25 protein-coding genes are annotated in these 26,220 nt (G+C 67.0%); 18 read left to right on the top strand and 7 right to left on the bottom strand.

Annotated features, from left to right (window positions below):
- Window positions 1-37 precede the first annotated feature (37 nt).
- From KF730_RS15780 to KF730_RS15765, 4 genes are all read left to right on the top strand, one after another.
- The gene (locus KF730_RS15780) at window positions 38-2,206 is read left to right on the top strand and encodes a primosomal protein N' (RefSeq protein ID WP_294098952.1); all 2,169 of its coding nucleotides are present in this window, start codon (window positions 38-40) and stop codon (window positions 2,204-2,206) included.
- A gap of 92 nt (window positions 2,207-2,298) precedes the next feature.
- Window positions 2,299-3,804, top strand: a complete 1,506-nt coding sequence (locus KF730_RS15775) for a hypothetical protein (RefSeq protein WP_294098950.1) — start codon at window positions 2,299-2,301, stop codon at window positions 3,802-3,804.
- A gap of 75 nt (window positions 3,805-3,879) precedes the next feature.
- Entirely contained in the window at window positions 3,880-5,442 is a 1,563-nt protein-coding gene (locus KF730_RS15770) for a hypothetical protein (protein ID WP_294098948.1), read from the top strand.
- A 79-nt stretch (window positions 5,443-5,521) separates the two neighbouring features.
- Window positions 5,522-7,054, top strand: coding sequence for a serine protease (locus KF730_RS15765; protein WP_294098945.1), 1,533 nt, complete (start codon window positions 5,522-5,524; stop codon window positions 7,052-7,054).
- 133 nt (window positions 7,055-7,187) lie between these two features.
- On the opposite strand, the gene ada is transcribed toward KF730_RS15765, so the two are convergent.
- Complete coding sequence (gene ada / locus KF730_RS15760) at window positions 7,188-8,225, bottom strand: bifunctional DNA-binding transcriptional regulator/O6-methylguanine-DNA methyltransferase Ada (RefSeq protein ID WP_294098943.1); 1,038 nt, start codon at window positions 8,223-8,225, stop codon at window positions 7,188-7,190.
- Window positions 8,226-8,676: 451 nt separating this feature from the next.
- Between ada and KF730_RS15755 the strand changes: the two genes are divergently transcribed.
- From KF730_RS15755 to KF730_RS15735, 5 genes are all read left to right on the top strand, one after another.
- Window positions 8,677-10,107: an MFS transporter gene (locus KF730_RS15755; protein ID WP_294098941.1), complete on the top strand. Its 1,431-nt coding sequence runs from the start codon at window positions 8,677-8,679 to the stop codon at window positions 10,105-10,107.
- Complete coding sequence (locus tag KF730_RS15750) at window positions 10,104-11,696, top strand: glycoside hydrolase family 43 protein (RefSeq protein ID WP_294098940.1); 1,593 nt, start codon at window positions 10,104-10,106, stop codon at window positions 11,694-11,696. Before KF730_RS15755 ends, KF730_RS15750 begins: the two co-directional genes overlap by 4 nt.
- Window positions 11,697-11,753: 57 nt before the next feature.
- A complete protein-coding gene (locus KF730_RS15745) occupies window positions 11,754-12,155 on the top strand; it encodes a cupin domain-containing protein (RefSeq protein WP_294098939.1) in 402 nt (133 codons plus the stop codon).
- Window positions 12,152-12,658 (top strand): hypothetical protein, encoded by a 507-nt coding sequence (locus KF730_RS15740; protein WP_294098936.1) that lies wholly within the window; start codon window positions 12,152-12,154, stop codon window positions 12,656-12,658. The genes KF730_RS15745 and KF730_RS15740 overlap by 4 nt, the downstream gene beginning before the upstream one ends.
- A 202-nt stretch (window positions 12,659-12,860) precedes the next feature.
- Entirely contained in the window at window positions 12,861-14,336 is a 1,476-nt protein-coding gene (locus KF730_RS15735) for a DEAD/DEAH box helicase (RefSeq protein WP_294098935.1), read from the top strand.
- Between the two features lie 77 nt (window positions 14,337-14,413).
- Here KF730_RS15735 and KF730_RS15730 read toward each other — a convergent pair whose 3' ends face one another.
- The 3 genes from KF730_RS15730 to KF730_RS15720 are packed head-to-tail and all read right to left on the bottom strand — an operon-like array spanning window position 14,414 to window position 16,242.
- Complete coding sequence (locus tag KF730_RS15730; protein WP_294098933.1) at window positions 14,414-14,995, bottom strand: hypothetical protein; 582 nt, start codon at window positions 14,993-14,995, stop codon at window positions 14,414-14,416.
- A gap of 22 nt (window positions 14,996-15,017) precedes the next feature.
- A complete protein-coding gene (locus KF730_RS15725; protein ID WP_294098931.1) occupies window positions 15,018-15,323 on the bottom strand; it encodes a hypothetical protein in 306 nt (101 codons plus the stop codon).
- A gap of 10 nt (window positions 15,324-15,333) precedes the next feature.
- Window positions 15,334-16,242, bottom strand: a complete 909-nt coding sequence (locus tag KF730_RS15720) for a hypothetical protein (RefSeq protein ID WP_294098927.1) — start codon at window positions 16,240-16,242, stop codon at window positions 15,334-15,336.
- A gap of 220 nt (window positions 16,243-16,462) precedes the next feature.
- On the opposite strand from KF730_RS15720, the gene KF730_RS15715 reads away from it, so the two are divergent.
- From KF730_RS15715 to KF730_RS15690, 6 genes are all read left to right on the top strand, one after another.
- Window positions 16,463-17,017 (top strand): F0F1 ATP synthase subunit delta, encoded by a 555-nt coding sequence (locus tag KF730_RS15715; RefSeq protein ID WP_294098925.1) that lies wholly within the window; start codon window positions 16,463-16,465, stop codon window positions 17,015-17,017.
- Window positions 17,018-17,019: 2 nt separating this feature from the next.
- A complete protein-coding gene (gene atpA, locus KF730_RS15710) occupies window positions 17,020-18,549 on the top strand; it encodes a F0F1 ATP synthase subunit alpha (RefSeq protein WP_294098923.1) in 1,530 nt (509 codons plus the stop codon).
- A 96-nt stretch (window positions 18,550-18,645) separates the two neighbouring features.
- Complete coding sequence (locus KF730_RS15705) at window positions 18,646-19,536, top strand: F0F1 ATP synthase subunit gamma (protein ID WP_294098920.1); 891 nt, start codon at window positions 18,646-18,648, stop codon at window positions 19,534-19,536.
- A gap of 20 nt (window positions 19,537-19,556) precedes the next feature.
- Window positions 19,557-21,092, top strand: coding sequence for a F0F1 ATP synthase subunit beta (gene atpD / locus KF730_RS15700; protein ID WP_294098916.1), 1,536 nt, complete (start codon window positions 19,557-19,559; stop codon window positions 21,090-21,092).
- A 5-nt stretch (window positions 21,093-21,097) separates the two neighbouring features.
- On the top strand, window positions 21,098-21,622 hold the full coding sequence (locus tag KF730_RS15695) for a hypothetical protein (RefSeq protein WP_294098915.1): 525 nt from the start codon (window positions 21,098-21,100) through the stop codon (window positions 21,620-21,622).
- A gap of 1 nt (window position 21,623) precedes the next feature.
- Entirely contained in the window at window positions 21,624-21,881 is a 258-nt protein-coding gene (locus KF730_RS15690; protein ID WP_294098910.1) for an ATP synthase F1 subunit epsilon, read from the top strand.
- 45 nt (window positions 21,882-21,926) lie between these two features.
- Here KF730_RS15690 and KF730_RS15685 read toward each other — a convergent pair whose 3' ends face one another.
- Entirely contained in the window at window positions 21,927-22,385 is a 459-nt protein-coding gene (locus tag KF730_RS15685) for a DUF6265 family protein (protein WP_294098908.1), read from the bottom strand.
- A 140-nt stretch (window positions 22,386-22,525) separates the two neighbouring features.
- Here KF730_RS15685 and KF730_RS17805 point away from each other — a divergent pair, with 140 nt between their 5' ends.
- Complete coding sequence (locus tag KF730_RS17805; protein ID WP_365973946.1) at window positions 22,526-22,942, top strand: helix-turn-helix domain-containing protein; 417 nt, start codon at window positions 22,526-22,528, stop codon at window positions 22,940-22,942.
- On the opposite strand, the gene KF730_RS15675 is transcribed toward KF730_RS17805, so the two are convergent.
- On the bottom strand, window positions 22,939-23,562 hold the full coding sequence (locus tag KF730_RS15675) for a hypothetical protein (RefSeq protein WP_294098904.1): 624 nt from the start codon (window positions 23,560-23,562) through the stop codon (window positions 22,939-22,941). The two genes, KF730_RS17805 and KF730_RS15675, sit on opposite strands and share 4 nt — an antisense overlap.
- 173 nt (window positions 23,563-23,735) lie before the next feature.
- Here KF730_RS15675 and KF730_RS15670 point away from each other — a divergent pair, with 173 nt between their 5' ends.
- Window positions 23,736-24,137: a hypothetical protein gene (locus KF730_RS15670; protein WP_294098903.1), complete on the top strand. Its 402-nt coding sequence runs from the start codon at window positions 23,736-23,738 to the stop codon at window positions 24,135-24,137.
- 3 nt (window positions 24,138-24,140) lie between these two features.
- Here KF730_RS15670 and KF730_RS15665 read toward each other — a convergent pair whose 3' ends face one another.
- On the bottom strand, window positions 24,141-25,232 hold the full coding sequence (locus KF730_RS15665) for a GNAT family N-acetyltransferase (RefSeq protein ID WP_294098902.1): 1,092 nt from the start codon (window positions 25,230-25,232) through the stop codon (window positions 24,141-24,143).
- Between the two features lie 102 nt (window positions 25,233-25,334).
- Between KF730_RS15665 and KF730_RS15660 the strand changes: the two genes are divergently transcribed.
- Window positions 25,335-26,219: a hypothetical protein gene (locus KF730_RS15660; protein WP_294098900.1), complete on the top strand. Its 885-nt coding sequence runs from the start codon at window positions 25,335-25,337 to the stop codon at window positions 26,217-26,219.
- Window position 26,220: the final 1 nt, after the last annotated feature.

The following is a 26,220-nucleotide window of genomic DNA, read 5'->3' as shown; positions in this document are numbered from 1 at the left end:
ATTCCGCTTCGCTCACAAATCCCCATATGAGGCGGCGATGACCCGTGCCCGTGTCCTCGTCATGAATTCCGCGCTCGGCCCGCTCGACTACCGTGTGCCCCAAGGCATGCAGGTCAAGCCGGGCTCGATCGTCGTCGCGCCCCTGGGCCCGCGCCAGCTCGCCGGGGTGGTGTGGGAAGCCGAGCGCATGCCTTCGGACGCGGAGGTCGGCGACAATCGCCTGCGGCCGTTGCTCGGCGTATCCGACGCGCCGCCTATCCCGGCCCCCGTCCGCCGCCTCGTCGAATGGACCGCCAACTATTATCTCAGCCCGCCGGCCGCGGTGCTGGCGATGGCGCTGCGGACCTCGGCGGCGTTCGAGGCGGCGCCGACGATCACCGAATATCGCGCCACCGGCATCGTCCCCGATCGCCTCACGCCCCAGCGCGAACAGGCGCTCGAACGCATCGGCGACCGCCAGGGACTGGTCCGCGAGCTGGCGACGATCGCCGATGTTTCGGAAGGGGTGATCCGCGGACTGGTCAAGGCCGGCGCGATCGAGGCGGTGGTGGTCGATACCGACACGCCCTATCCGCTGCCCGATCCGCATTTCGGCCCGCCCGACCTGTCGCCCGAGCAAGCCGATGCCGCCAGCATCCTGCGCCAATCGGTCGGCGCCGGGGCGTTCCAGACCTTCCTGCTCGACGGCGTCACCGGTTCGGGCAAGACCGAAGTCTATTTCGAAGCCGTCGCCGCGGCCTTGGCTTCGGGCAAGCAGACGCTGGTGCTGCTCCCCGAAATCGCGCTGACCGAACCGTTCCTGACCCGCTTCGCCAAGCGCTTCGGCTGCGAACCGGTCGCCTGGCATTCGGGGCTGCGCACCTCACAGCGGCGGCGGGCGTGGCGGGCGATCGCCAGCGGCGAGGCGATGGTCACCGTCGGCGCGCGCTCGGCGCTGTTCCTGCCCTATCCGAACCTCGGCCTGATCGTCGTCGACGAGGCGCACGAGACCAGCTTCAAGCAGGAAGAGGGCGTCCATTACCACGCCCGCGACGTGGCGGTGATGCGCGGTTTCTTCGAGGAATGCACCGTGATCCTCGCCAGCGCGACGCCGGCGATCGAGACCCGCCACCAGGTCGAGCTCGGCCGCTATGAGGAGCTCAAGCTGCCGATCCGCTTCGGCACCGCCGAGATGCCGCGGATCGAAGCGATCGACCTGATCCAGGAACCGCCCGAGCGCGGCCGCTGGCTGTCGCCGCGGCTGGTCAAGGCGCTAGAGGAAACGCTCGAACGCGGCGAGCAATCCTTGCTGTTCCTCAACCGCCGCGGCTATGCCCCGCTGACGCTGTGCCGCCATTGCGGGCACCGCTTCCAATGTCCGAACTGCACGGCATGGATGGTCGAGCACCGGCTGATCCGCCGCCTTTCCTGCCACCATTGCGGGCATGTCGAGGCGACGCCGGAGATCTGCCCGGAGTGCAAGTCCGAGGACACGCTGGTCGCCTGCGGCCCCGGCGTCGAGCGCATCGCCGATGAGGTCGCGGCGATCTTCCCGGAGGCGCGCACCGCCGTGGTCACTTCGGACACGATCTGGTCCCCGGCCCGCGCGGCCGAGTTCGTCAGCCGCATGGAGCATGGCGATATCGATATCGTCATCGGCACCCAGCTGGTGACCAAGGGCTATCATTTCCCCAACCTCACGCTGGTCGGCGTGGTCGATGCCGATCTCGGGCTCGACGGCGGCGACCTGCGCGCTTCCGAGCGGACCTTCCAGCAGATCATGCAGGTCTCGGGGCGCGCCGGGCGCGGCGAGAAGCCCGGCACCGTCTATATCCAGACCCACGCCCCCGACGCACAGGTGATGCGGGCGCTGGTCTCCGGCGACGCCGACAGCTTCTACGCCGCCGAGACCGAGGCGCGCCGCGACGCCGGCGCCCCGCCCTATGGCCGCTATGCCGCGATCATCGTCAGTTCCGAAGACAAGGCCGCCGCCGAGGAAATCGCGCGGATGATCGGCCGCACCGCCCCGCGGCGCGACGAGATGCATGTCTACGGCCCCGCCCCCGCCCCGCTGGCGATGCTGCGCGGCCGCCACCGCTTCCGCCTGCTGATCCATGCCCGCCGCGCCTTCGACGTGCAGGACATGATCCGCGAATGGCTGGGCGGCCTGAGCTGGGGCCCGAAGGTCCGCGTCGCCGTCGACGTCGATCCCTACAGCTTCGTCTGAACGTCCATTTTGGCGCTATCCCGAGACGCCGAGCGCAATTAGCATCCGCAGGACCGGGGGATTCGATGCGCTTCGTCTTGCTATTGCTTGCCATGCTGACGCCGCTGGCCGCGCAGGGCGATTGGCGCGAGGCGAGCACTCCGCATTTCGTGATCTATTCGCAGCAGAGCGTCGAGCGGCTCCGCGAATTCGCCACCCATCTCGAACGCTTCGACAAGGGCATGCGCGTGCTGCGTGGTCTGCACGACGAACCCGTCGGCCCTTCGGCGCGGGTCACCGTCTATGTCGTCGACGATAGCGACGATGTCGCGGCCCTGATCGGCGACCGGATGGTCGCGGGTTTCTATTCGCCCCGCGCCGGCAACTCGCTGGCGGTGATCCCGCGCACCACTGGCGACAGTAGCGACATCGCCCTCAAGCCGCTGGCGATCCTGCTCCATGAATATGGCCACCATTTCATGAGCGCGATGTGGCCCAATTCGGCGCTTCCGGCATGGTTCATCGAAGGCTTCGCCGAATTCCACGCCACCGCCCTGTTCAACAAGGATGGCGGAATAACCTTCGGCGAGGCGCCGCTCTATCGCGGCGTCGGGCTGATGCGCGGCAATCTGCTGCCGATCGACAAATTGCTTGTCGCCGACGGGTTCAAGCTGAAGGGCGAGCAGCGTGACGCGCTGTACGGACGCGGCTGGCTGCTCACCCATTATCTGATGATCGGCCAACCGGCGCGCGCCGGCCAGCTCGGCAAATATGTCGCCGCGATCAATGCCGGCACCGAGCCGATGACGGCGGCAACCGCCGCGTTCGGCGACCTGCGCGCGCTCGACAGGGAGCTGGAGCGCTACAAGCTCGGCAAGTTCGCGATCAATCGCCTGCCCGGCCCGCTGGCGATCGGCGATGTTTCGATCCGCGAGCTTGGCGCCGGCGAGGCGGCGATGATGAAGGTCCGCATCCGCTCCAAGGCCGGTGTCGGCGCCAAGGAAGCGGCGGCGGTCTATGCCGATGCCCGCAAGGCGGCCGAGCCCTATCCGAACGACGCCGCCGCGCAGATCGTCCTCGCCGGCGCCGCGCTCGACGCCGGCGATTTCGCCGGCGGTGAGGCAGCGGCCAGCCGCGCCATCGCCGCCGATCCCAAGGCGATGGACGGCTATCTGTTCAAGGCGCAGGCCCAGTCGCTCGCCGCGCGCAAGTCCGGAGATCGGGACAAGGCCCGCTGGGCCGCGATCCGCCAGACGATCATCGCCGCCAATCGGCTCGATCCCGATAACCCCCGTCCGCTGATCCGCTATTATCTGAGCTTCGGCGACGCGCGCGAGGCGCCGAGTCAGGCCGCCCGTAACGGTCTGGTGCGCGCGCTCGAACTCGCGCCGCAGGATCGCGGCCTGCGCTTCCTCGGGGCGGCGCTGTATCTCCGCGAAGGTCAGGCGCCGTCGGCACGCGTGCTGCTAGCCCCGCTCGCCTTCCAGCCGCACTCTCCCGCACTTGCCGAACGCGCGCAGAAGCTGATCACGCTGATCGACGCCGGCAAGGCCGAGACGGCGCTCGCCGAGCTTCAGGGCAAGCCGGCCGACGACACCGACACGCCCGACGCGAAGTGACGTCCGCCGGGCCGCTTGCCGCGGCATGGCCAAAGGATATACAGGTCGGACTCGACGGGGGGGGGAGGAATCGACATGTTTCGCAAGATGATACTGGCGTTTGCGCTGCTGCTTCCGACGGTCGCGCAGGCCGAATGGAAGAAGGCGGAATCGAACCACTTTATCGTCTATGGCGAGATCGGTGACGAACGCCTGCGCGCGATGGCGATGCGCCTGGAGAAACTCCACCTGACGCAAAGCGCGATGACTGGACTGGCGAACGAGCCCAAGACGATCAAGGTGAAAATCTACGTCGTCGACAGCTTCGACGCCGTCCAGAAGACCATGCCGCATCCCAGCCGCGGAGTCGCGGGCTATTACAGCGCCACCGCCCGCGGCCCCTACACGGTGATCAGCACCGAAAGCTATGCGGGCCAGGGCTTCTCGTCGCGGCTGGTGCTCTTCCACGAGCTCACCCATCATTTCATGTTCCAGTATTTCAATGCGACCTATCCGCTCTGGTATGTCGAGGGGTTTGCGGATTTCATCGGCACCACCGACATCAAGGATAACAGCCTGACCGTCCGGATGGGCGACGCTTCGGCCAGCCGCTATATCTCCTTCGCCACCACGCAATGGTATCCGGTGCGCAAGCTGCTCGAGGCCCGCGACTATAGCGCGCTCGGCGAAGACGTGCACATCCTCTATGCCGAAGGGTGGCTGCTTACCCATTATCTGCACTTCGGCGGGAAGCGCGATGGTCAGCTGGAGAAATACCTGCTGCTGATCAACCAGGGCAAATCCTTCGCCGAAGCCGCGACCACGGCTTTCGGCGATCTCGACAAGCTCGACAACGAGCTTCAGGCCTATAGCAAGCGGCGCAACGCGCTTCCCGGCCGCGCGATCACCTTCAAGCCGGTCAGCCTCGGCGATGTCGAAATATCGTCGCTCTCGCCCGCACGTCAGGCGCTGATGCTCTACGACATTCGCCTGTCCTCCGGCATTCCCAAGGCAGACGGCGAACGCTTTTTCGAGCGGCTCCGGCGCGACGCCGCGCCGTTTGCCAACGACCCCTTCGCGCTGCAACTCCGTGCCGAGGGCGCGTATATGGTCGGGAACGACGCCGAGCTGAACGACGCCGTCGATCGCTGGATCGCGGTGGCTCCCAACGATCCGAAGGCGCTGGCCTTCGATGGGCTCCGCAAAGCGCGTGCACTGGTTGCTGCCAAATCGACCGACGCGGCCGCATGGTCGGCCGCACGGGCGCCGATCATCGCCGCCGCCAAGCTCACCCAGGACGACCCTCAGGTCTTCAAGGCCTTTTACGACACCTTCGTTCTCCAGGGCGTGGCGCCGCCGCGCAGCGCCCAGGCAGGACTGTTTCGCGCGGTCGAGCTCGTGCCGCAGGACGACGAGCTGCGCTACCAGCTCGCTAAGGACTATGAACAGCGCGGCATGATCCAGGATGCGATCAACACGATCCGGGTCGCTGCGCTGCAATTGCCCGACAAGACAAAAACGGATGCCGAACGGGAAAAGGAAGACAAGGCGCGCGAGAAGCAGGCACTGGCCGGCATTGCGACGCACGAGACTGCGCGTGAGATGCTGAATCGCTTGCTGGAAAAGGCCGGCAAGCCGGCGGAAGACGGCGCCCAATGACAATAGCCACGGGCGCTTGAACGGCGCGCGGTTTTGCCCGAAAGCTCTGCGCCTCGATTTTGCGTAGGGCGGAGTTATGATGCGGCGGTTGCTGATGCTGGTGGCGCTGGTGCTGGTCTGGGGCGCCTCCCCCGCGCGCGCCGACGATATCTCGGCCTCGGGCCGCGGCGTCGTCCGCATCGTCACCATCGCGGTGGTCGGCGACGAGGTGGTCGGCTTCGGTCATGGCAGCGGCTTCGCGGTCGCGCCCAACCGGATCGTCACCAACGCGCACGTCGTCGATCTCGCGCAACGCTATCCCGACAATGTCGTGATCGGCGTCGTGCCGAGCGAGGGCGACAAGTCGTTCCAGGGCAAGCTGATCAAGATCGACACCAGTCGCGATCTCGCGCTGATCGAGTTCACCGGCGCCCGCCTGCCCGCGCTCACGCTCTACACCGGCGCGCCTTCGGACGGCGAGGCGTTGTTCGCGCTCGGCTATCCGGGCAATGTCGATATGGCGACCGTCCGCTCGGCGGGCGATTTCATCCGGCCGCAATCGCCGGTGCGCTCGCAGGGCGGGTTCGCCGGCATGCGTACGCTGCAGGGCACGAGCGTGCTGCTTCACACCGCCAATATCGCCCGCGGCAATTCGGGCGGCCCGCTGCTCGATCGCTGCGGCCGCGTGCTCGGGGTCAATTCGGCGATCACCCGCGCCGACGAGGGCGACGCGACCTTCGCCTTCGCGATCTCGGGCAAGGAACTGGCCGCCTTCCTCGCCGAAGCCAAACAGCCGGTCGGCCAGGTCGCCGTGCCGTGCACCAGCGTCGAGGAGCAGATGGCGCAGGAGCGCGACGCCGACGAAAAGGCGCGCGCCGATGCCGAGGCGCTGGCCCGCAGCAATGCCGCCAGGACCGAGTCCGAACGCCAGGACGCCATCGCCCAGGCGCGCAACCGCAACGAATCGACGCGCGAGAATTATATGGCCGGCGCGGCCCTGCTGCTGGTCTTCGGCGCGCTGGCGCTGGGCGGCGGCGGGCTGTTGCTGTCGCGCGACCGCCAGCGCGAGGCGATCTGGGTGGCGGCCGGCGGCGGCATATTGATGCTCGGCGCCATCGCTTTGTTCTTCAGCCGCCCGAGCTTCGACGAATCCAAGGTGATGCCGGTCCCCAAGCTCGGCGGCGGCACGCTGCCCGGCGAGGCCGCGAAAGGCCGCCTGGTCTGCACGCTGGTGCCCGAGCGCAGCCGCGTGACCGTCACCGCCACCGACAAGGTCGATCTCGATCTCGGCGAGGACGGCTGCATCAACGGCCGCACCCAATATGCCGAGGCGAGCGGACACTGGCAGCGCATCCTCGTCCCCGATCAGGAGCAGACCGTCTCGGTGCTCGACTATGATCCCGGCACCAGCACCTATACCCACACCCGCTATCTGCTGTCGTCCGAGCAGATGGCCAAGGCGCGCGGGCTGCGGAAGGGCGTGCCGCTCAAGACCTGCTCGCCGGACCAGGCCAAGCGCGCCGAGCTGGCCACCCAGCAACAGGCGATCCGCGCCGCGCTGCCAGCGGTCTATAACGAGAAGCTGGTGTATCGCTGCACTGCGGGCGCCGAGGGTCCGCCGGCCGTGAAGTAACTCTCTTCTCCCTCTCCCCTTGGGAGAGGGTCGGGGTGAGGGTTAGGTCGAAACGGCTGGTAACTGATCGTTTCGACCTAACCCTCACCTTCGCCGCTACGCGGCTCTCCTCTCCCGAAAGGGAGAGGATTTTTCAGTCCTCCACACCTTCGCGCTTTAGCAGCGCCCGTTTGCGGTCTGGGCCCCAGGCATAGCCGCCGATGCCGCCATCCGCCCGTTGCACCCGGTGGCATGGCACCACCACAGCTACTGGATTGGTCCCACACGCGGTTCCCGCCGCGCGCACCGCGCCTGGATTGCCCGCCGCCGCCGCCAGCTGCGCATAGCTGAGCGTCTCGCCCGCCGGGATCGCCCTGAGCGCATTCCACACCGCTTCCTGAAACGCCGTGCCCTGCACATCGACCGGCAGATCGGTATCGCGCCCGGGCGATTCGACCTCGGACACCACCCGGGCCGCGAGCGCCGCCAGCGCCGCGCCGCCGGCCACGATCTCGGCCGCCGGAAAGCGCCGCGCCAGGCTCAAGCTGTCCTCATCGAACGCGACCCGGCACAGCCCCTTGTCGGTCGCCGCGATCAGCAGCGGGCCAAGGCTGGTCTCGGCGACGGTCCAGCGGATCGTCACCCCGGCCCCGCCGCGTTTCCATACGCTCGGAGTCATCCCCAGCCGGGCATTGGCGGTCTCGTAGAAACGGCTCGGCGCCGAATAGCCGGCCTCGTAGATCGCATCGGTAACGCGCTCCTCGCTGGCCAGCGCCCGCGCCGCGCGCCGCGCCTTTATCCCGCGCGCATAGGCCGCCGGGGTCACGCCGGTCGCGCGCTTGAACAGCCGGTGGAAATGGTGCGGCGCATAACCGACCGCCGCCGCGACTTCATCGAGCGACACGCTCTCCTCCGCCGCCTCGATCAGCGCCACTGCCCGCGCCACCGCGATCCGGTCGCGCCCGACCTCGTCGGGCTTGCAGCGCATGCAGGCGCGGTAGCCGGCTGCACGCGCCGCTTCGGCATCGGCGTAAAACACGACATGCTCGCGCTTCGGGCGCCGCGCCGGGCAGCTCGGCTTGCAGTAAATGCCGGTGGTGGTCACCGCCCCGATCACCCGCCCGTCAAAGCCGCGGTCACGCGCCTCGAAGGCCGCCCAGGCGATATCGTCGCTGATGGGGTCGTTGCTCATGGGAGGGATATAGGCGCGCGGTGGAAGCGCGGCATCCCGCGCTTTGCGTTCAAACATCATTCGCAACGCAAATTGTCACCCCGAACTTGTTCAGTATTTATCCCATTCGAGCATGTGTCTCCTGTGGTTCCCCGGCGAAGGCCGGGGCCCAGGTGGAGAGGTCGCCGTAACGAAGTGCTGCACTCGCCAATATCCGTCCCCCAACTGGGCCCCGGCCTCCGCCGGGGAACCGCACATGTTCGAGCGGGATAAGCACCGACTTGTTCCTGGGCCCACCAGGCGGCTTGATATGAAGCGAGCGGTTCCAGGCCATCGCGCGCGGCACGATGGATCCCGGAACAAGTCCGGGATGACAAGGTCGGACGCAAACGCCGACAATTCCCCTTGCCCTCCGCGCCGCTTCCCCGCACTGTTAGCGCTAACGGACCAAAGACGTCCGAGGGGAGAGGCCATGACCTTCTGGCAACGCACGCGGGCACTCCGCTGGTGGATCATCGCCATCGTGATGCTCGGCACGATCATCAACTATCTTGTCCGCCAGACCCTCGGCGTCGCCGTCGCCACCGACGCCTTCAAGGCAGACGTGCCGATGACCAAGGAGCAATATAGCTGGGTCACCGGCGTGTTTCAGGGCTTCATCATGATGCAGCCGGTGGTCGGCTATATTCTCGACCGCATCGGCCTGCGCACCGGCATGGCGATCTTCGCCACCGCCTGGGCGGTGCTGATCGCGGCGCATGGCTGGGTGGTCAATTGGCAGGGACTGGCGGCGCTGCGCGGCGCCCTGGGCTTCGCCGAAGGCACCTCGCACACGCTGGGCCTCAAGGTCGTCTCCGAATGGTTTCCGGCGAAGGAGCGCGGCTTCGCCGGCGGCATCTACAATCTCGGCGCCTCGGCGGGGATCGCGCTGGCCGGGCCGCTGGTCGCGATCTCGATCGTATGGTGGGACTGGCGCGCCGCCTTCTACATCGCCGCCGGTCTGGCGTTGCTGTGGGTGCTGCTGTGGCTGCGTTACTATCGCGCGCCCGAAGCGCATCCCGAGCTTTCGCCCGAGGAACTGAAGCTGATCCAATCTGGTCAGGAAGCGCATATCCAGGCGGCGGGCGACAAGCCGCCGGTGCTGTCGCTGCTCGGCCGCCGCAATTTCTGGGGCATCGCCTTGCCCCGCTTCCTCGCCGACCCGACTTGGGCGACGCTGACCTTCTGGCTGCCGCTCTATCTCAGCGAGGTTCGTGGCTTCGACCTCAAGGAGCTCGCGATCGCGGTGATCCTGCCCTTCATCGCCGCCGATCTCGGCTGCCTGTTCGGCCCGGCAGTGGTGGTCTGGCTCGAGCGCCGCGGCATCGCCCTGATCGACGCCCGCCGCTGGACCTTCACCCTCGGCGCGGCGCTGATGACCAGCATGCTTTTCGTCGGCAGCGTCACCAGCCCGTATATGGCGGTGGCCCTGCTCAGCATCGGCGCCTTCGCGCACCAGACGCTGTCGGTCACCTGCATCACCCTCGCCACCGATCTGTTCCGCAAGAACGAGATGGGCACCGTCGCCGGCATGGCCGGGACGATGGCGAACCTTGGCGTGATGATCTTCACGCTGCTGATCGGCGCGCTGGTTACGCAGATCGGCTACACGCCCTTCTTCGTCGCGCTGGCGGTGATGGACCTGATCGCCGCCGCGATCCTGTGGACGATGGTGGTCAAGCCCGGCGTGGCGCAACGCGAGAGCGGCATCATCCCGATCGTGCTCGGCGGCGCGACCGCGGCCTATCTCGGCTGGCACGGCATCGGCACGGTCGGGGTGGCGGGCTATGTCGGCTTCGGCTTCGGATTGCTGCTGCTCGTGCTGGGCCTGGCCATCGAACTTCGCGCCCGGAAAGCCGCATGATCCGCAATCCGATCCTTCCCGGCTTCAATCCCGATCCCTCGATCGTGCGCGTCGGCGAGGATTATTACATCGCCACTTCGACCTTCGAATGGTTTCCCGGCGTCCAGATCCATCACAGCCGCGATCTCGAGAACTGGACGCTGATCGCAAGACCCCTCAACCGCGCCAGCCAGCTCGACATGCGCGGCGACCCCGATAGCTGCGGGGTATGGGCGCCGTGCCTGAGCCATGACGGCGAGCGCTTCCACCTCATCTACACCGATGTGAAGCGCTATGGCCGCACCACCACCGGCGGCGCATCGGGGGCATCACTCCGCGACTTCCACAATTACCTCGTCACCTGCGACACCGTGGACGGCGACTGGTCCGATCCGATCCACCTCAACAGCTCGGGCTTCGATCCCTCGCTATTCCATGACGAAGACGGCCGCAAATATCTGGTCAACCAGCTCTGGGACCACCGCCCCGGCCGCAACCGCTTCGCCGGCATCGTCCTCCAGGAATACAGCCCCGCCGAGCAAAAGCTGATCGGCGAGCGCGTCAACATCTTCCCCGGCACGCCGCTCGGGCTCACCGAGGCCCCGCACCTCTATCGGCGCGGCGGCTATTATTACCTGCTCACCGCCGAGGGCGGCACCGGCTGGAACCACGCCGTGACCATGGCCCGCGCGCGTGCGCTGACCGGCCCCTACGAGCTCCATCCCGACACCTATATCCTCAGCGCGCGGACCCGCCCCGACGCGCCCCTCCAGCGCGCCGGCCATGCCGATCTGGTCGAGACACCCGACGGGACACCCTATCTGGCCTATCTATGCGGCCGACCGCTGCCCAATCGCGGCCGCTGCGTGCTGGGCCGCGAGACCGCGCTCCAGCGCATGCGCTGGGATGATGACGGCTGGCTCTACACCCTCGACGGCTCGGGGCTGCCTAGCGTCGAAGCCGCACCCAAGGCCGATACCCACCAGCGCGACGAGTTCGACCGGCCGGAGCTGCCGATCGATTTCCAATGGCTCCGCACCCCCGAGCCCGGCCGGATCTTCAGCCTGTCCGCCCGCCCCGGCCATCTCCGCCTCCATGGCCGCGAGACGATCGGCAGCCTGTTCGTCCAGTCGCTGGTCGCCCGTCGCCAACAGGCGTTCTGCTATACCGCGACCACCGCGATGGACTTCGAACCGCTGCATTTCCAGCAGGCCGCCGGCCTCGTCGCCTATTACAACGCCGCCAAATTCCACTACCTCCATGTCAGCCATGACGAAGAGATCGGCCGCCACCTCCGCGTGATGTCCGCCCTCCCCGACAGCCCGCAGGCCGACGCCTTCACCACGCCCGTCGCGATCCCCACAGGCCGCATCGAATTGCGCTGCGAGGTCGATTACGAACGCCTCCGCTTCGCCTGGCGCACGGACGGCGAATGGCGCTGGCTCCCCGGACAGTTCGACGCCTCGATCCTCTCCGACGAAGCCAGCGCGCCGGGCCAGCCCAATTTCACCGGCGCGTTCATCGGCATCGCCTGCCAGGACATGAGCGGCGCCGGCCGCCACGCCGATTTCGACTGGTTCGACTATCGCGAGCGGGAATTTACCCCCTAACCGTCATCCCGGCGAAGAATGGTTGTGTGCGTAACGTAACCAAGCCACCCTCGCCCCATGCGCATCCTCCTCCCCACCCCGCTCCTGCTCGCCGCCACGCCGTTGCTCGGGCAGGACAGCCTCCCTCCGCCGCCTGACCTCAGATACGACATCCTCGCCGGCGCCGGCCCCACCCAGGTCCAGTTGCGTGGCGGCATCTACAAGCCCGGCGAAGGCGTGCCGCTCCATGTCCATCCCGGCGTCGAGATGGCCTATATCGTCCAGGGCAGTATCGAATTCCGCATCGGCGATCAGGTCATGATCAAGCACGCCGGAGACAGCACGCTGATCCCGCGCGGCACCCCGCACGCGGCCAGGAGCGTCGGCCCGGAGACCGCGCGCGTCGTCAGCGCCTTCGTCATCGATCAGGGCAAGCCACTCCGCGTGCCGGTCGGCGAGGATGGGAAACCATTGCCGTGAAGGAACTCTCGCCCGCGCTGACGGCGATAGTCTGCCTGATCGCGGTCGCCGCGATCGCGCTCCCAATGGCGGCAGTGCGCTTTTATGTAGCGAGGCCGAACATCCCCAAGCTGCAGCGCCTCGCCGAGAAATCGTGCAACTGCGCACGGAAAACCGCAGGATCGGGCGCCAAGGCATGCTGGAGTGATTTCGAAAAACAAGCGGCGGAAAATGGTTTCGGTCAGGAGTTTGCATATGCCTGCGCAGGTCTGACCCCGCGCAAGCGCTGCACCGAAAGCGGCACGTGCGTAACCTTGGGATATGGTGCCCGCTATATCCCTTATGTGGGGGAAGACGCCTTTTGCTCGCCAACCGAATTTTCGGAGGCGGAGACACTGTACGGCCAAATCTCAGCAACGCGGAACGACGAAATTGCAGGACGCGCGCTGAAGGAGCTCTCGTTGCGTTTTGCCAATGGCCGACAAGCCGCCGGCTCGGCCAAGTCGTCCGGCTGCGGCGGCTGAGCGGCCCCTAACCTTGACATAAGTAAGCTTTCCTGCCATATCCCCGGCATCGAGGCATCATGCAGCGTGATGGAGCGGCCAAGCTCCGGCTCTGCCTCGGTCCATATTCTCCGGCTTCCCTTATCACGCGGGTCGTCATTTTTTGACCCCGCTTTCGCGCGCCCGTCATGCTGCGCGCCGAGCCGATTCATGAAGGTTCATAATGCAATTCAACCAGCTCGGTCTCTCGCAGACCGTTCTCGCCGCGCTTGAAGCCAAGGGCTACAGCAAGGCCACCCCGATCCAGGAACAGTCGATCCCGTCGCTGCTCGAAGGCCGCGACCTGCTCGGCATCGCCCAGACCGGCACCGGCAAGACCGCCGCGTTCATGCTGCCCTCGATCGACCGTCTCGTCGCGTCGGGCAAGCGCGCCCAGCCGCGCGGCTGCCGGATGCTCGTCCTCGCGCCGACGCGTGAGCTCGCCAGCCAGATCGCCGAGAGCGCCCGCCATTACGCGAAGGGCACGCGCCTCAGCGTGATGACCTGCTTCGGCGGCACCTCCGTCCACAAGAACAAGACCGATCTCGCCCGCGGCGTCGATATCCTCGTCGCAACGCCCGGCCGCCTCGTCGATCTGCTCGACCAATGCTATGCGATCATGCTCGGCATCGAGATCCTCGTTCTCGACGAGGCCGATCAGATGATGGATCTGGGCTTCATCCACGCGCTCAAGCGGATCGTCCGCGAGCTGCCGGCCAAGCGCCAGACCCTGTTCTTCTCGGCGACGATGCCCAAGACGATCCGCGAACTCGCCGGCCAGTTCATCAAGAACCCCGTCGAAGTGAAGGTCACGCCCGAGGCGACCACCGCCGAACGCGTCGAGCAGCGCGTGACGCACGTCCAGCAGGCCGAGAAGCAGTCGCTGCTGACGATCATGCTGCGCGATCCCGCGATCGACCGCGCCCTGATCTTCACCCGCACCAAGCATGGCGCCGACCGCGTCGTGAAGCTGCTCGCCGGCAGCGGCATCGCCTCGAACGCGATCCACGGCAACAAGTCGCAGCCGCAGCGCGAGCGCGCGCTCGGCGAGTTCAAGGCCGGCAAGGTCAAGATCCTCGTCGCCACCGACATCGCCGCGCGCGGCATCGACGTGTCGGGCGTCAGCCATGTCTTCAATTTCGAGCTGCCGAACGTGCCGGACCAATATGTCCATCGCATCGGCCGCACCGCGCGCGCCGGCGCCACCGGCCTCGCCATCAGCTTCTGCGCCGATGACGAGAAGCCCTATCTGCGCGATATCGAGAAGCTGACCCGTCAGAAGATCACCGTCGTGCCGCTTCCCGAGGGCTTCCTGGCGGAATCGGCCAGGATCAAGGCGAGCCGCTCGCCGGTGCCGATGAGCCGCGACGAGCAGAACGGCCGCAACGGCCGCGCCTTCCAGAAGCCGAATGGGCAGCATGCCTCGCAGCGCGGTCCGCGCCCCAATCCGGCACGCGGCGATCAGCCCCGCCGCGAAGGCGGCCCGCGCGCGGATCAGCCGCGGCGTGAGGGCGGCAATTTCGAACGCCGCGACGGGGGCAGCTTCGAACGCCGCGACGGCGCGCCGCAGGGCGAAAAGCCTCGCAATTACGCGCGCCCGAAAAGCAAGTGGCATGCCCGCCCGGCGCGCGCCGGCCAGGGCGGCAACCGCCCGCGCTAAGGCTCGCGCATCGTGAAGACAGAAAAGGCCGGGGCGAAAGCTCCGGCCTTTTCGTCTGGTTGCCCGGCGCGGGGCGGCTATTTGATCCGCAGCGCCTGCGTCTCCGCAAGCTTGCACTGCGCGGGTGCGCCTTCCACCGTGATGGTGCCGGTCACGGTCCTGCCCGGCGCGGCTTCGATATCGATCCGGCCGGTGCCCTGCCCCCGCACGATCTTCCCTTCGGAAATGCTCCACCTCCATTTTGCGCCGGAGAATTCGGGAAACAATTGCGCGCCGAAGATACCCTTTCCGCGCGCCGGCGAATCGGTCACCAGCATCAGCAACGGACAATCCGATGTGTCGGCGGGCTGCGCTTCCTCGGTCGCGCTCTGCGAGGTCGCGCAGGACCGGTCATAGCCGCCGACATCCAGCGTCGCGGTCACGAATTCATTAGGCTCGGCCTCCACCTCGATCGCCGGCGTGCCCTGGCCCGACACGATGGTGCCGGCCGAGATCGTCCAGTTGAAGGTCGCCGAGGCATCGGGATCGCCGCCATCGACCATGCCGGTATAGGTGATCCTGCCGCCCGGCTGCGCACCCGAACTGACCACGACATGCGGGCACTGGTCCTGCGCCGGCGCGATCGCCGGCGTGGCGAACAAAAGCATGATTCCGAACATCGCGTCTCTCCCGGCAACTGGCCTATGGCATCTCGAACGTGGTTGAGGCGGTCGGGTCGCAACTTTCGGGCGTCATCCCGGCCAGCTCGACTTTGGCCGTGATCCGAGTGCCCTTGGGCGCCTCGATCGTCGCTCCCAGCCCCTCCTGTTTGGTGACCCTGCCCGCCGAAACCTCCCACAGGATCATCTCGACATTTTGCGGATCGGGCACCGCCGACACTTCCAGGATCATGTATCCCGAGGTGCCGCCGAAATGCGAGGCGTGGATCTCGATCTTCGGGCATTGCTGCGCGGGCATGGCGGCCAGCGCCAAGGTCATCGCAATCATGTCGGACCCCTCAATTCCGCCGCGCGCGGGCCGTCGCATCCTCGCGGCCGGCGATCAGCCGCGACGCCCGGCTCGCCCCCTCGCCGCCCTCGCTCGCGCCATATTGCGACGACTGGCGGTACAGCGCCACCGCGCCGTCGTAATCGCCGCGCTGCTCGGCGCAGAGCCCGACATTGAACAATATCGAGGGATGCGGCCCCTCGGCCAGCATCGCTTCCCAGCCCGCGCACGCGCCGCGCGGATCGCGCTTGGTCAGCTTGACCAGATCCTTGAAGCGCTTGGCCGCGTCCTTCGACAGCCCCTTGGTGCTCTCGCGCACGCGGATGTCATAGGTCTGGACGCTCGGCGCGATATCGTAGCGCACGTCGTTGGCGATCTGCTGGATCCCCGCGATGACGCTGTCCTCGACGCTGCGGAACGGATTCTGCCCCTCGCACCAGCTGGTCTCCTCGCGAAACGGCTTGCTCTCCGAATAGACCACGCGGCCATCCTCGTTGCGCACCATCCGCAGATCGGCGCGCAGGTTGATGATGCGGCTGCGGCACCGCACATCGACCTCGGCCTCCTTGAGGCACTTGTCGTCCTTGTCCTTCTCGACGCAGCGCTTCTCCTTCTTCTTGAAGGGATTCTCCTCGACGCCCGTCGTCACCGCGCCGGAAAGCGACGCATCGGCATTGTGGCGCCCGGCGCGCCCGCCCATCAGCTCGAAATGGGTGCTGCCCATCCGCCGTTCGATGGCATTGGCCAGGGCGATGCCATCCTGCCCGTCGAAACGGTCGATCGACAGCGAATGGAGCAGGCTCGCCTCGCGGAATCGCGCCGGGAATTCGCCCGTCACCCGCAGCACCTCGGCCTGGGCCACGCCCGCCGCCACCGCGATGGCCAACGCCGCCACCGCCCACATCTTTCGATTTGCCATCGGATCGCCCCCCGTCTGGTTTCGGCACGCACACAAACATTACGCCGCCGCAATGTCCAGCCGCGTGTTTCCTGGGCGGCGCCCGGTTCCCCAAGGAGTCGGGTTGCATCGCAGCATCCGCAATGCTAACCGCGCCGCGACCCATCGGGGCTGCCTCTCGGGCGTGCCCCTTTTTCGTATGGGACGACATTTCAGACCCCTCCAAGAGGAACTCGATCGCGTGGAGAATTCCGGCGGTATTCAGGCCAGCCTAAGCGGACGCTACGCTACCGCTCTGTTCGAGCTGGCACGCGATTCGAAATCGCTGCCCCAGGTGGAGGCCAGCCTTGGCGCGGTCCGCCAGGCGCTCGACGAATCGGCGGATTTCAAGGCGCTGACGGCGAGCCCGCTCGTCGCGCGCGGCGCCGCCGCCAGGGCGGTTGCCGCCGTCGCCGCCAGCCTCAAGCTCGACGCGACCACCGCCAAGTTCCTCGGCGTCCTCGCCGACAATCGTCGGCTGAGCCAGCTTCCCGCGATCATCCGCGCGTTCGGCCAGCTGGCCGCCGCGCATCGCGGCGAGACCAGCGCGCAGGTCATTTCGGCGCACCCCCTCACCACCGATCAGGTCGACGCGCTGAAAGCACAGCTGCGCACCCGCATCGGCCGTGACGTTTCGGTCGACCTCTCGGTCGATCCCTCGCTCCTTGGCGGGCTGGTCGTGAAGATCGGCAGCCAGATGATCGATTCGTCGATCAAAACCCGACTGAACTCCCTCGCGAATGCGATGAAAGGCTGAAAATGGACATCCGCGCCGCAGAAATCTCGAAGGTCATCAAGGACCAGATCGCCAATTTCGGCACCGAGGCCCAGGTCTCGGAGACCGGCCAGGTGCTCAGCGTCGGTGACGGCATCGCGCGCATCCACGGGCTGGACAATGTCCAGGCCGGCGAGATGGTCGAGTTCGCCAACGGCATCCAGGGCATGGCGCTCAACCTCGAGGCCGACAATGTCGGCGTCGTGATCTTCGGCTCGGACGCCGAGATCAAGGAAGGCGACACCGTCAAGCGCACCGGCACCATCGTCGACGTTCCCGTCGGCAAGGGCCTGCTCGGCCGCGTTGTCGACGGTCTCGGCAACCCGATCGACGGCAAGGGCCCGATCGTCACCGACCAGCGCAGCCGCGTCGAGGTCAAGGCGCCGGGCATCATCCCGCGCCAGTCGGTCTCGGAGCCGATGCAGTCGGGCCTCAAGGCCATCGACGCGCTCGTCCCCGTCGGCCGCGGCCAGCGCGAGCTGATCATCGGCGATCGCCAGACCGGCAAGTCGGCCGTCGCCATCGACACCTTCATCAACCAGAAGGGCGTCAACGCCGGCAAGGACGAGTCGAAGAAGCTCTACTGCGTCTATGTCGCCGTCGGCCAGAAGCGCTCGACCGTCGCCCAGCTGGTGCGCACGCTCGAAGAGAATGGCGCGATGGAATATTCGATCGTCGTCGCCGCGACCGCGTCGGAGCCAGCGCCGCTGCAGTTCCTCGCGCCCTATACCGGCACCGCGATGGGCGAATATTTCCGTGACAACGGCATGCACGCGCTGATCGTGTTCGACGATCTTTCGAAGCAGGCGGTCGCCTATCGCCAGATGTCGCTGCTGCTGCGCCGTCCGCCGGGCCGCGAAGCCTATCCCGGCGACGTCTTCTATCTCCACAGCCGCCTGCTCGAGCGCGCCGCCAAGATGTCGGACGCGATGGGTGGCGGCTCGCTGACCGCGCTGCCGATCATCGAGACGCAGGCGGGCGACGTGTCGGCCTATATCCCGACCAACGTGATCTCGATCACCGACGGCCAGATCTTCCTCGAGACCGACCTGTTCAACGCCGGCATCCGTCCGGCGATCAACGTCGGCCTGTCGGTCAGCCGCGTCGGCTCGGCCGCGCAGACCAAGGCGATGAAGAAGGTCTCGGGCTCGATCAAGCTCGACCTCGCCCAGTATCGCGAGATGGCGGCGTTCGCGCAGTTCGGTTCGGATCTCGACGCCTCGACCCAGCGCCTGCTCAACCGCGGCGCCCGCCTGACCGAGCTGCTCAAGCAGCCGCAGTTCAGCCCGCTGCCCTTCGAGGAGCAGACGGTGTCGATCTTCGCCGGCACGCAGGGCTTCCTCGACGCGGTCGCGGTGCAGGATGTGGTGCGTTACGAAGCGGCGATGCTCGCCGATATGCGCGCCAACCACGCCGGCATCCTCAGCGCGATCCGCGAGAGCAAGGACCTCAAGGACGACACCCGCGCCGAGCTCAAGGACGCGCTCGAAGCGTTCGCCAAGACGTTCGCGTAATTTCAGTGCCCCTGCGAAAGCAGGGGCCCAGAGCCGCAGGCGGCTCGCTGGATAACCCTGGGCTCCTGCTTTCGCAGGAGCACGAGAAGGAAGAAGATGGCCTCTCTCAAGGCACTCAAGGTCCGGATCAACTCGGTCAAGTCGACCCAGAAGATCACCAAGGCGATGAAGATGGTCGCCGCCGCCAAGCTGCGCCGTGCGCAGGAAGCGGCGGAGGCTGGCCGTCCCTATGCCCAGCGCCTCGAAAGCGTCGTGGCGTCGCTCGCCAGCAAGGTGACCGTCAGCGAGAGCAGCCCCAAGCTGCTCGCCGGCACCGGCAAGGATCAGGTCCACCTGCTCGTCGTCGCGACCAGTGACAAGGGTCTGGCCGGCGCGTTCAACACCAATATCGCCCGCCTCGCCCGCAAGCATGCCCGCGACCTCGCCGCCACCGGCAAGACGGTCAAGATCTACACGATCGGCCGCAAGGGCCGGGCCGTGCTCAACCGCGAATTCCGCGCCAACATGATCCACGGCATCGAGCCCAACGATCTCGGCAAGCTGACCTTCGCCGATGCCCGCGGCTACGCCGACGATATCATCGCCCGCTTCGATGCTGGCGAGTTCGATGTCGCGACCTTGTTCTATTCGCACTTCAAGTCGGTCCTGACGCAGGAGCCGACCGCGCAGCAGATCATCCCCGTCGCGCCACCCGTGGCCGGCGCCACTGGTGACGTCACGTCCTCGGGTGCGGCGATCACCTATGAGCCCGACGAGGAATCGATTCTCGCCGACCTGCTCCCCAGCAACGTCGCCGTGCAGCTCTACCGCGCGATGCGCGAGAACGCCGCGTCGGAGCAGGGCAGCAAGATGACCGCGATGGACAACGCCACGCGCAACGCGGGCGATCTGATCAAGCGACTCAACACCGTCTACAACCGCCAGCGCCAGGCCGCGATCACGACCGAGCTGGTTGAAATCATCTCCGGCGCCGAAGCGCTCAAGTAATCCGAAGCGAGGAAGAACCGATGGCATCCGCAGCCCCGACGACCAAGAAGCCCGCCGCCAAGCGCGCGCCCAAGGCGCCCGCCGCCACCAAGGCGCCGACCTCGGCCGCCCCGGCCACGACCAACAATGTCGGCCGCATCAGCCAGGTCATCGGCGCGGTCGTCGACGTGTCGTTCGATGGCGGCGTCCTGCCCGCCATTCTCTCGGCGCTCGAGACCGACAATAACGGCAACCGCCTCGTCCTCGAGGTCGCCCAGCATCTCGGCGAGAACACCGTCCGCACCATCGCGATGGATTCGACCGAGGGCCTGACCCGCGGCCAGAGCGTCACCGACACCGGCTCGCAGATCCGCGTCCCCGTCGGCCCCAAGACGCTCGGCCGCATCCTCAACGTCGTCGGCGAGCCGATCGACGAGCGCGGACCCGTAGGCGCCGAGACCAGCGCCCCGATCCACGCCGAGGCCCCGCTGTTCGTCGATCAGTCGACCGAGAGCTCGATCCTCGTCACCGGCATCAAGGTCATCGATCTGCTCGCGCCCTACGCCAAGGGCGGCAAGATCGGCCTGTTCGGCGGCGCCGGCGTCGGCAAGACCGTGCTTATCCAGGAGCTGATCAACAACATCGCCAAGGGCCATGGCGGCACCTCGGTGTTCGCGGGCGTCGGCGAGCGTACCCGTGAGGGCAACGATCTCTATCACGAGTTCCTCGACGCCGGTGTTATCGCCAAGGACAAGGACGGCAACGCCATCTCCGAGGGCTCGAAGGTCGCGCTCGTATACGGCCAGATGAACGAGCCGCCGGGGGCCCGCGCCCGCGTCGCGCTGTCGGGCCTGACCATCGCCGAATATTTCCGCGACGTCGAAGGTCAGGACGTGCTGTTCTTCGTCGACAACATCTTCCGCTTCACCCAGGCGGGCGCCGAGGTGTCGGCGCTGCTCGGCCGTATTCCTTCGGCCGTGGGCTATCAGCCGACGCTCAGCACTGACATGGGCGCGCTGCAGGAGCGCATCACCTCGACCAACAAGGGTTCGATCACCTCGGTGCAGGCCGTCTACGTTCCCGCCGACGATCTTACCGATCCGGCGCCGGCCACGTCGTTCGCCCACCTGGACGCGACGACCGTGCTCAACCGCGCCATCTCGGAGCTGGGCATCTATCCGGCCGTCGATCCGCTCGATTCGACCTCGCGCGTGCTCGAACCGCGCGTCGTCGGCCAGGAGCATTACGACACTGCCCGCGCCGTTCAGGCGACGCTGCAGAAGTACAAGTCGCTGCAGGACATCATCGCCATCCTCGGCATGGACGAGCTTTCGGAAGAGGATAAGCTGACCGTCTCGCGCGCGCGCAAGATCCAGCGTTTCCTCAGTCAGCCGTTCCACGTCGCCGAGGTCTTCACCGGCATCTCGGGCGAGTTCGTCCAGATCGAAGACACCATCAAGTCGTTCAAGGCGGTGGTGAACGGCGAATATGATCACCTGCCGGAAGCGGCCTTCTACATGGTCGGCGGCATCGACGGCGCCATCGCCAAGGCCGCCAAGCTGGCCGAGGAAGCCTGAGCCTCATGATCGGCCGTCTCGTTCTCGCCGCCGCCGCGCTGCTGGCCTCGCCAGCCGTGTCGGCGCAGAACGCGGACAAGCCGATCGCCGAGGTCGCCGCCGATCTGGCGTTCGGCTATTGCCCGCTCTATCTGGCCGGGCAGTTCGCGATCACCGGCAATCCGGTTCTCAAGGACTTCGGCTTCACCGAGACGATCGATACGCGGCAGCATGCCCGCGGGGAGATCAAGGTCGTCGGCGCCAAGCGCGGCGATGGCGAGCTCGGGTTCGGCGGGATCGAGGGCCAGATTTGCCAGGTTATGGTAATGGGCCCGAACCGCGCCGCGGCTTGGGACATGCTGCACAAGAACATGGCGTTTGCGGGCTTCGATCTGAAGCCCGATCCCGCCAATACCGGCCCCAAGAACGGCGCCAAGGTCGAGACCTACAAGGCGCCGGTCGAAGGCCAGTTCATCTATGTCCAGCTCGTCGAGGCCGATGTCGCGCCGACGCCGATGGTCATGGCGCAAATTTTCGTGATGGATCAATAAGATGGCTCTGCACTTCGAACTCGTCACCCCGGAGAAGCTGGTCCGCTCGGAAGACGTCCACATGGTCGTCGTCCCCGGCAGCGAAGGCGATTTCGGCGTACTCCAGGGCCATGCCCCGCTGATGAGCACCGTCCGCGACGGCAATATCGAGATCTACCGGACCTCGATGAACGAGACCCCCGAGACGATCCGTGTCGAAGGCGGCTTCGCCGAGGTCAACGAGCGCGGCCTGACCGTGCTGGCCGAGCGCGCCGAGTAATCCGGATACCGTCATCCCGGCGAAAGCCGGGATGACGGAAAACGCTCATTTCGCCTTGCGCCGATACGTCCAGCGGTTCGGCTTGCTGCCATCCGCCAGCGAAATCTCCGCCATCAGCACATCGCCCTCCCGCCAGTAGCGCACCACTTGCGGATAATCGTGCGCGCGATTCTCGAAGCGCACCGACTGCCCCTCCACCTTCACCGCATAGAAATCCGCCGGCGCCTGCTTGGCGGGTTCGGCATGATAGACCAGCCGCGCCGGTTCGACGGTGATCCGCATCCGCTCGGCGTTGAAGAAGCGCTCGTGCCAATAGACGGTCCGGCCCTGCATCACGCCATCGGCCATCGGCTTCCATTCCTCGCACGTCTGCTGAACGCCGGTGCCTTCCTGCCTCTCGGTACACCAATTGCCGGCCAGCCAGCCCAGCCCGGCATCCTGCGCCGAAGCGGGCGCCGCGAACACGAAGCAGGCGAATGCGAAGGCGATGCGGGTCGTGGTCATGTCGTTCCTCCCCTGATTTGAGCTGGGATATCCGCCTTCGCATGAAGCTGGCTTGAACCGACGCGACATGCCAATCCCGCGCATGTGGATTATGCCGAGCATCCCGTGCCGCCCGCTCTGGACGGGCTGATCGCCGCGATCTGGACCTTGTCGGCCAATGCCGCCGACTGGATCGAAGCGCCACCCGAATTCGCCGCGCTCACCAGGGGGGATATCGCCGCCAATCTCGAAGCCGCGCTGGCGAGCAAGCCGCCACCGCCCATCGCCCGCGCCATCCTCAGCGGCACCAGCGTCGCCCGGATCGCGAAGCCGCGGGCCTGTCGCACCGCCAGCTCCAGCGCTGGTTCGCCGCGCATATCGGGCTGCCCCCGCGCTCCTATCTGCGGCTGCTGCGCTTCCGCGACGCGATCGGCGCGATCCATGGCAAAGATTCGCCCGCCGATGCCGCCGCCGCGCAGGGCTATGCCGATCAGGCGCATATGGCCCGCGACTTCCGCGCGCTCGCGGGTGTCCCGCCCAGCGGCGCCCGCCGCCGTGCCAGGGGGCCGTTTATCTAGGCCGGGTGCGGTTCGAGCAGGATGTGGCGGGTTGCCAGCAGCCGCCCCGCTGCCGTCCGTCCCAGGCGAACGATGCCGGTGCCGCCGCGATTCTCCCGCGCGGCGCGGTATTTCGCATCGACCAGGGGATCGTCGTCGAACACGATATCGTCGATCCAATAGGCCCGCCGGCCCGGCTCGAGCACGGTCAGGTGAATATGCGCGGGCAGCGAACGATCGGGGTAGGGCGCGGGCTTGATCGTCTCGAAACGATAGACGCCGTCCGGCCCGGTCTTGACCCAGCCGCGCAGCCGTCCGTGGCGGCGACTCCATTCGGTCTCCGGCGTCCCGCCCGCATACAGCCCCTCGGCATTGGTATGATAGGCATAGAGGACCACGCCACGCCCCGGCTTGCCGTCCAGCCCGAGCACGCGCCCGGTCACGTCGAGCCGCTCGCCCGGTTCGCCGGGGCGATCGATCCGCGCCGTCGCCGCCATCGCAGCCGCCGGCCGCTCGCGCGCGCCCTCGCACCCTTCGCAATCATAGAGGTCGGCGCGCACATCGGGCGCCAGCGCGCTTGCCCGGCATGCCGCCAAGGCCGCGGTTCCGGTGAATGCGGCGATCAGGTTGCGGCGGTCCATGATACGGCCTCCCTCAGAGAAGCGGCTAGTCTATCCTATTGTCGGCGCTTGCGCCAAACGCCCGCAATTTGCTGCGGCACTGCGCTTGGGTTAACCTGTAGCCTGGGAGACAGATGATGCGCGTGGCTGATTTAGCGGTTGCACTGACGTTGGTTCTGGCGGCGGAAACGGCCTTGGCTCAGACCACGCCGGCGCCGGCCTCCGGCCCTGGCGACTTCGCCGGAACCTGGACCCTCGGCGGAGAGGTCATGGCCCGCAACGGGGGCGGCTATTATTACGTCCACGGCGTCGCCAGCGCCAAGCATATCGGCGGCGGCGCCTATACGATCAGCATCGTCGCGGTCGAGCCGCACTGGAAGCCCGGGGAGGTGATCCAACCCTTTTCGGCACGGCAGAAGTGCACCGGCCAGCAGACCGGAACCGCACTCAGCATAAGCTGCACGGTCACGACGGGCACCCCGGGCTATTATCCCGACGAGTTCAAGCTCGATCGGACCAACAGCAGCAGTTGGGGCGGCTCCATGGCGATCGGCAACACCGGGCGCCGCATGAAGGTCAATTTCTACAAGATCTGAGCGTCACTGCCCGCTCTTGCGCCACACGCCCCCAAACAGCTTCGCCGCCGCCGCCGAGAGGCCCGGCCGCACGAACAGCCAGTCGCGGATCGCCGGGCCCTTGGCGGCTCCGATCACGCCCTTGTAGCCGCTGTCCCCCGCGCCCCAATCGACCTGGGTGATGCAGTCCTCGAGCGCGCGGACGAGGTTGCGGTAATAGAGCAATTTCCCCGGCGAATGCTTGGCGAAAGCCGGATCGTAGCTGTTGGCGATCGCGTATTTCAACGCGCCCGCATTGATATCGAACGAAAACGCCGCCGGCGCGCCCTCGACGCGCAGCACCGCCGCCCACATCATATCCGCGATGACCGGGTCGGCCGCCGCCGCGCGCCAGAAGGCGCCGTGGCCGGTCTGGGTGAACTTGGCGTCCGAGCCATCGGTCCGCGCCGCGATCCAGCTTTTCTCCTCGACCGCCGCCAGCGCGTCGAACGCGGCCTCGCTCCAGGCTTCGCCGGTCACGAAATCCCAGTCGAGCGCGCCATGCCCGCCGAGATGCTTCTCGTGAAACCGGTTCTTGCGCAGCGTCGAGTTGCGCGGCCAGCCGCCTTCCTCGCTTTGCGCCGCCTTCATATCGAGCAGATAGGAATCCGCCACGAACCGGTCGAGCACCGCCCAGCCTTTGGCCCGCGCGGCCTCTTTCAAAATCTCCAGCCCGGGATCGCCGTCATAGACCGGCCCGACCCGCAGCGCGCGAACCTCACGGCCGAGCCGCGGCAGCAGCGCCTCCACCGCCTCCGCCCCGGCATCCTCGCGCACCGGAAAGCTGCGGAACGGCCAATAGCAGCCCGGCACTTCGGCCAGCCCCAGCCAGTCCGGCCCCTTCGGCACCAGCGGCAAGGCGGCCACCGGCTCGCCCTCGCGCGACACCATCAGCGTCCGCGCCGAGCCGCCATAGGCCTTCAACGCGGCGGCGAACCAGCCATAGCGCAGGAAGCGGTGGGTCGGCGCCGCGCGGCCGGCGACGGCGTCGATCGCCCCGGCCAATCCATCGACACAATCGACGGCGTGCGCCGGCGGCAGGCGCGTGAACTGATCGAGCGGCATCGGTTTCGACATGGCCGCCAGTGTAACGAAAAGGCGTTACCAAGCGGTGGAGGCCCGAATCGGCTTGCCAGACCGGGGCGGACACGCGAGCGTGGGCGGCAAGGGAGAACCGACTTGATCCGAACATTCGCCATCGGCCTCGCGGCCTCTCTGTCGCTCGCCGCGCCGGCATTCGCGCAGACCTTCGCCAATATCGGCTTCGCGGCGGACAAGCTCACCCACCGCATCAGCGACGACGATGTCCAGGTGACGCTCACCGCCAAGCCGCAGGCCGACGATGCCGGCCTCGTCACGGTCAGCGCCGCGATCCGCATGCCCGGCTATGCGCCGTTCACGCTCAGCGAGGAGGATTTCGCCAACATCGTCTTCGATCGCCAAGTCGCGATCGGCAAGCTCGCCAGCGGCGATCCCGCGCCTTCGGTCCTGTTCCAGACCTATACGGGCGGCGCGCATTGCTGCGCCCAGCTCTGGGCGGCGGTGCCCTTCGGAGGCCAGCTCCAGCTGGTCAAGTTCCCGCTGCTCGACGGCGAAGGCATCCGCGCCTTTCCGGAGGATCAGGACGGCGACGATATCGTCGATTTCGTCTTCAAGGACGATCGCTTCAACTATGCCTTCTCATCCTATGCCGGCAGCTATGCGCCGCCCCAGATCTTCAATGTGACCGGCGGCAAGATAGTCGATGTTTCGGGGCGCGACGGCTTCACCGGCCTGTTCGAGGAGACCGCCGAGGAAACGCGCAAGATCTGCGCCGACAAGGAGAATGACGACCGCAACGGCGCCTGCGCCACCTATGTCGCCGCCTCCGCCCGGCTCGGCCGGTTCGATGCGGCGATCAAGGAGGCGGTGGCGATGGCCGCCCCGCCGCAGGAATTTTTCCTGCCGCGATCGTGCAAGGTCGCGCCGGTCGATGGCGAATGTCCCGACGGCCAGGAGATCGTCTTCCCCGATTTCGAATCCGCTTTGCGCTGGTTCCTGCGCGACACCGGCTATATCCGCTAGG

The organism is Sphingomonas sp. (genome assembly GCF_019635515.1).
Lineage (GTDB): Bacteria > Pseudomonadota > Alphaproteobacteria > Sphingomonadales > Sphingomonadaceae > Sphingomonas.
Note: the sequence above shows the minus strand (reverse complement) of the source record. Positions and strands in the feature narration are given on the sequence as shown.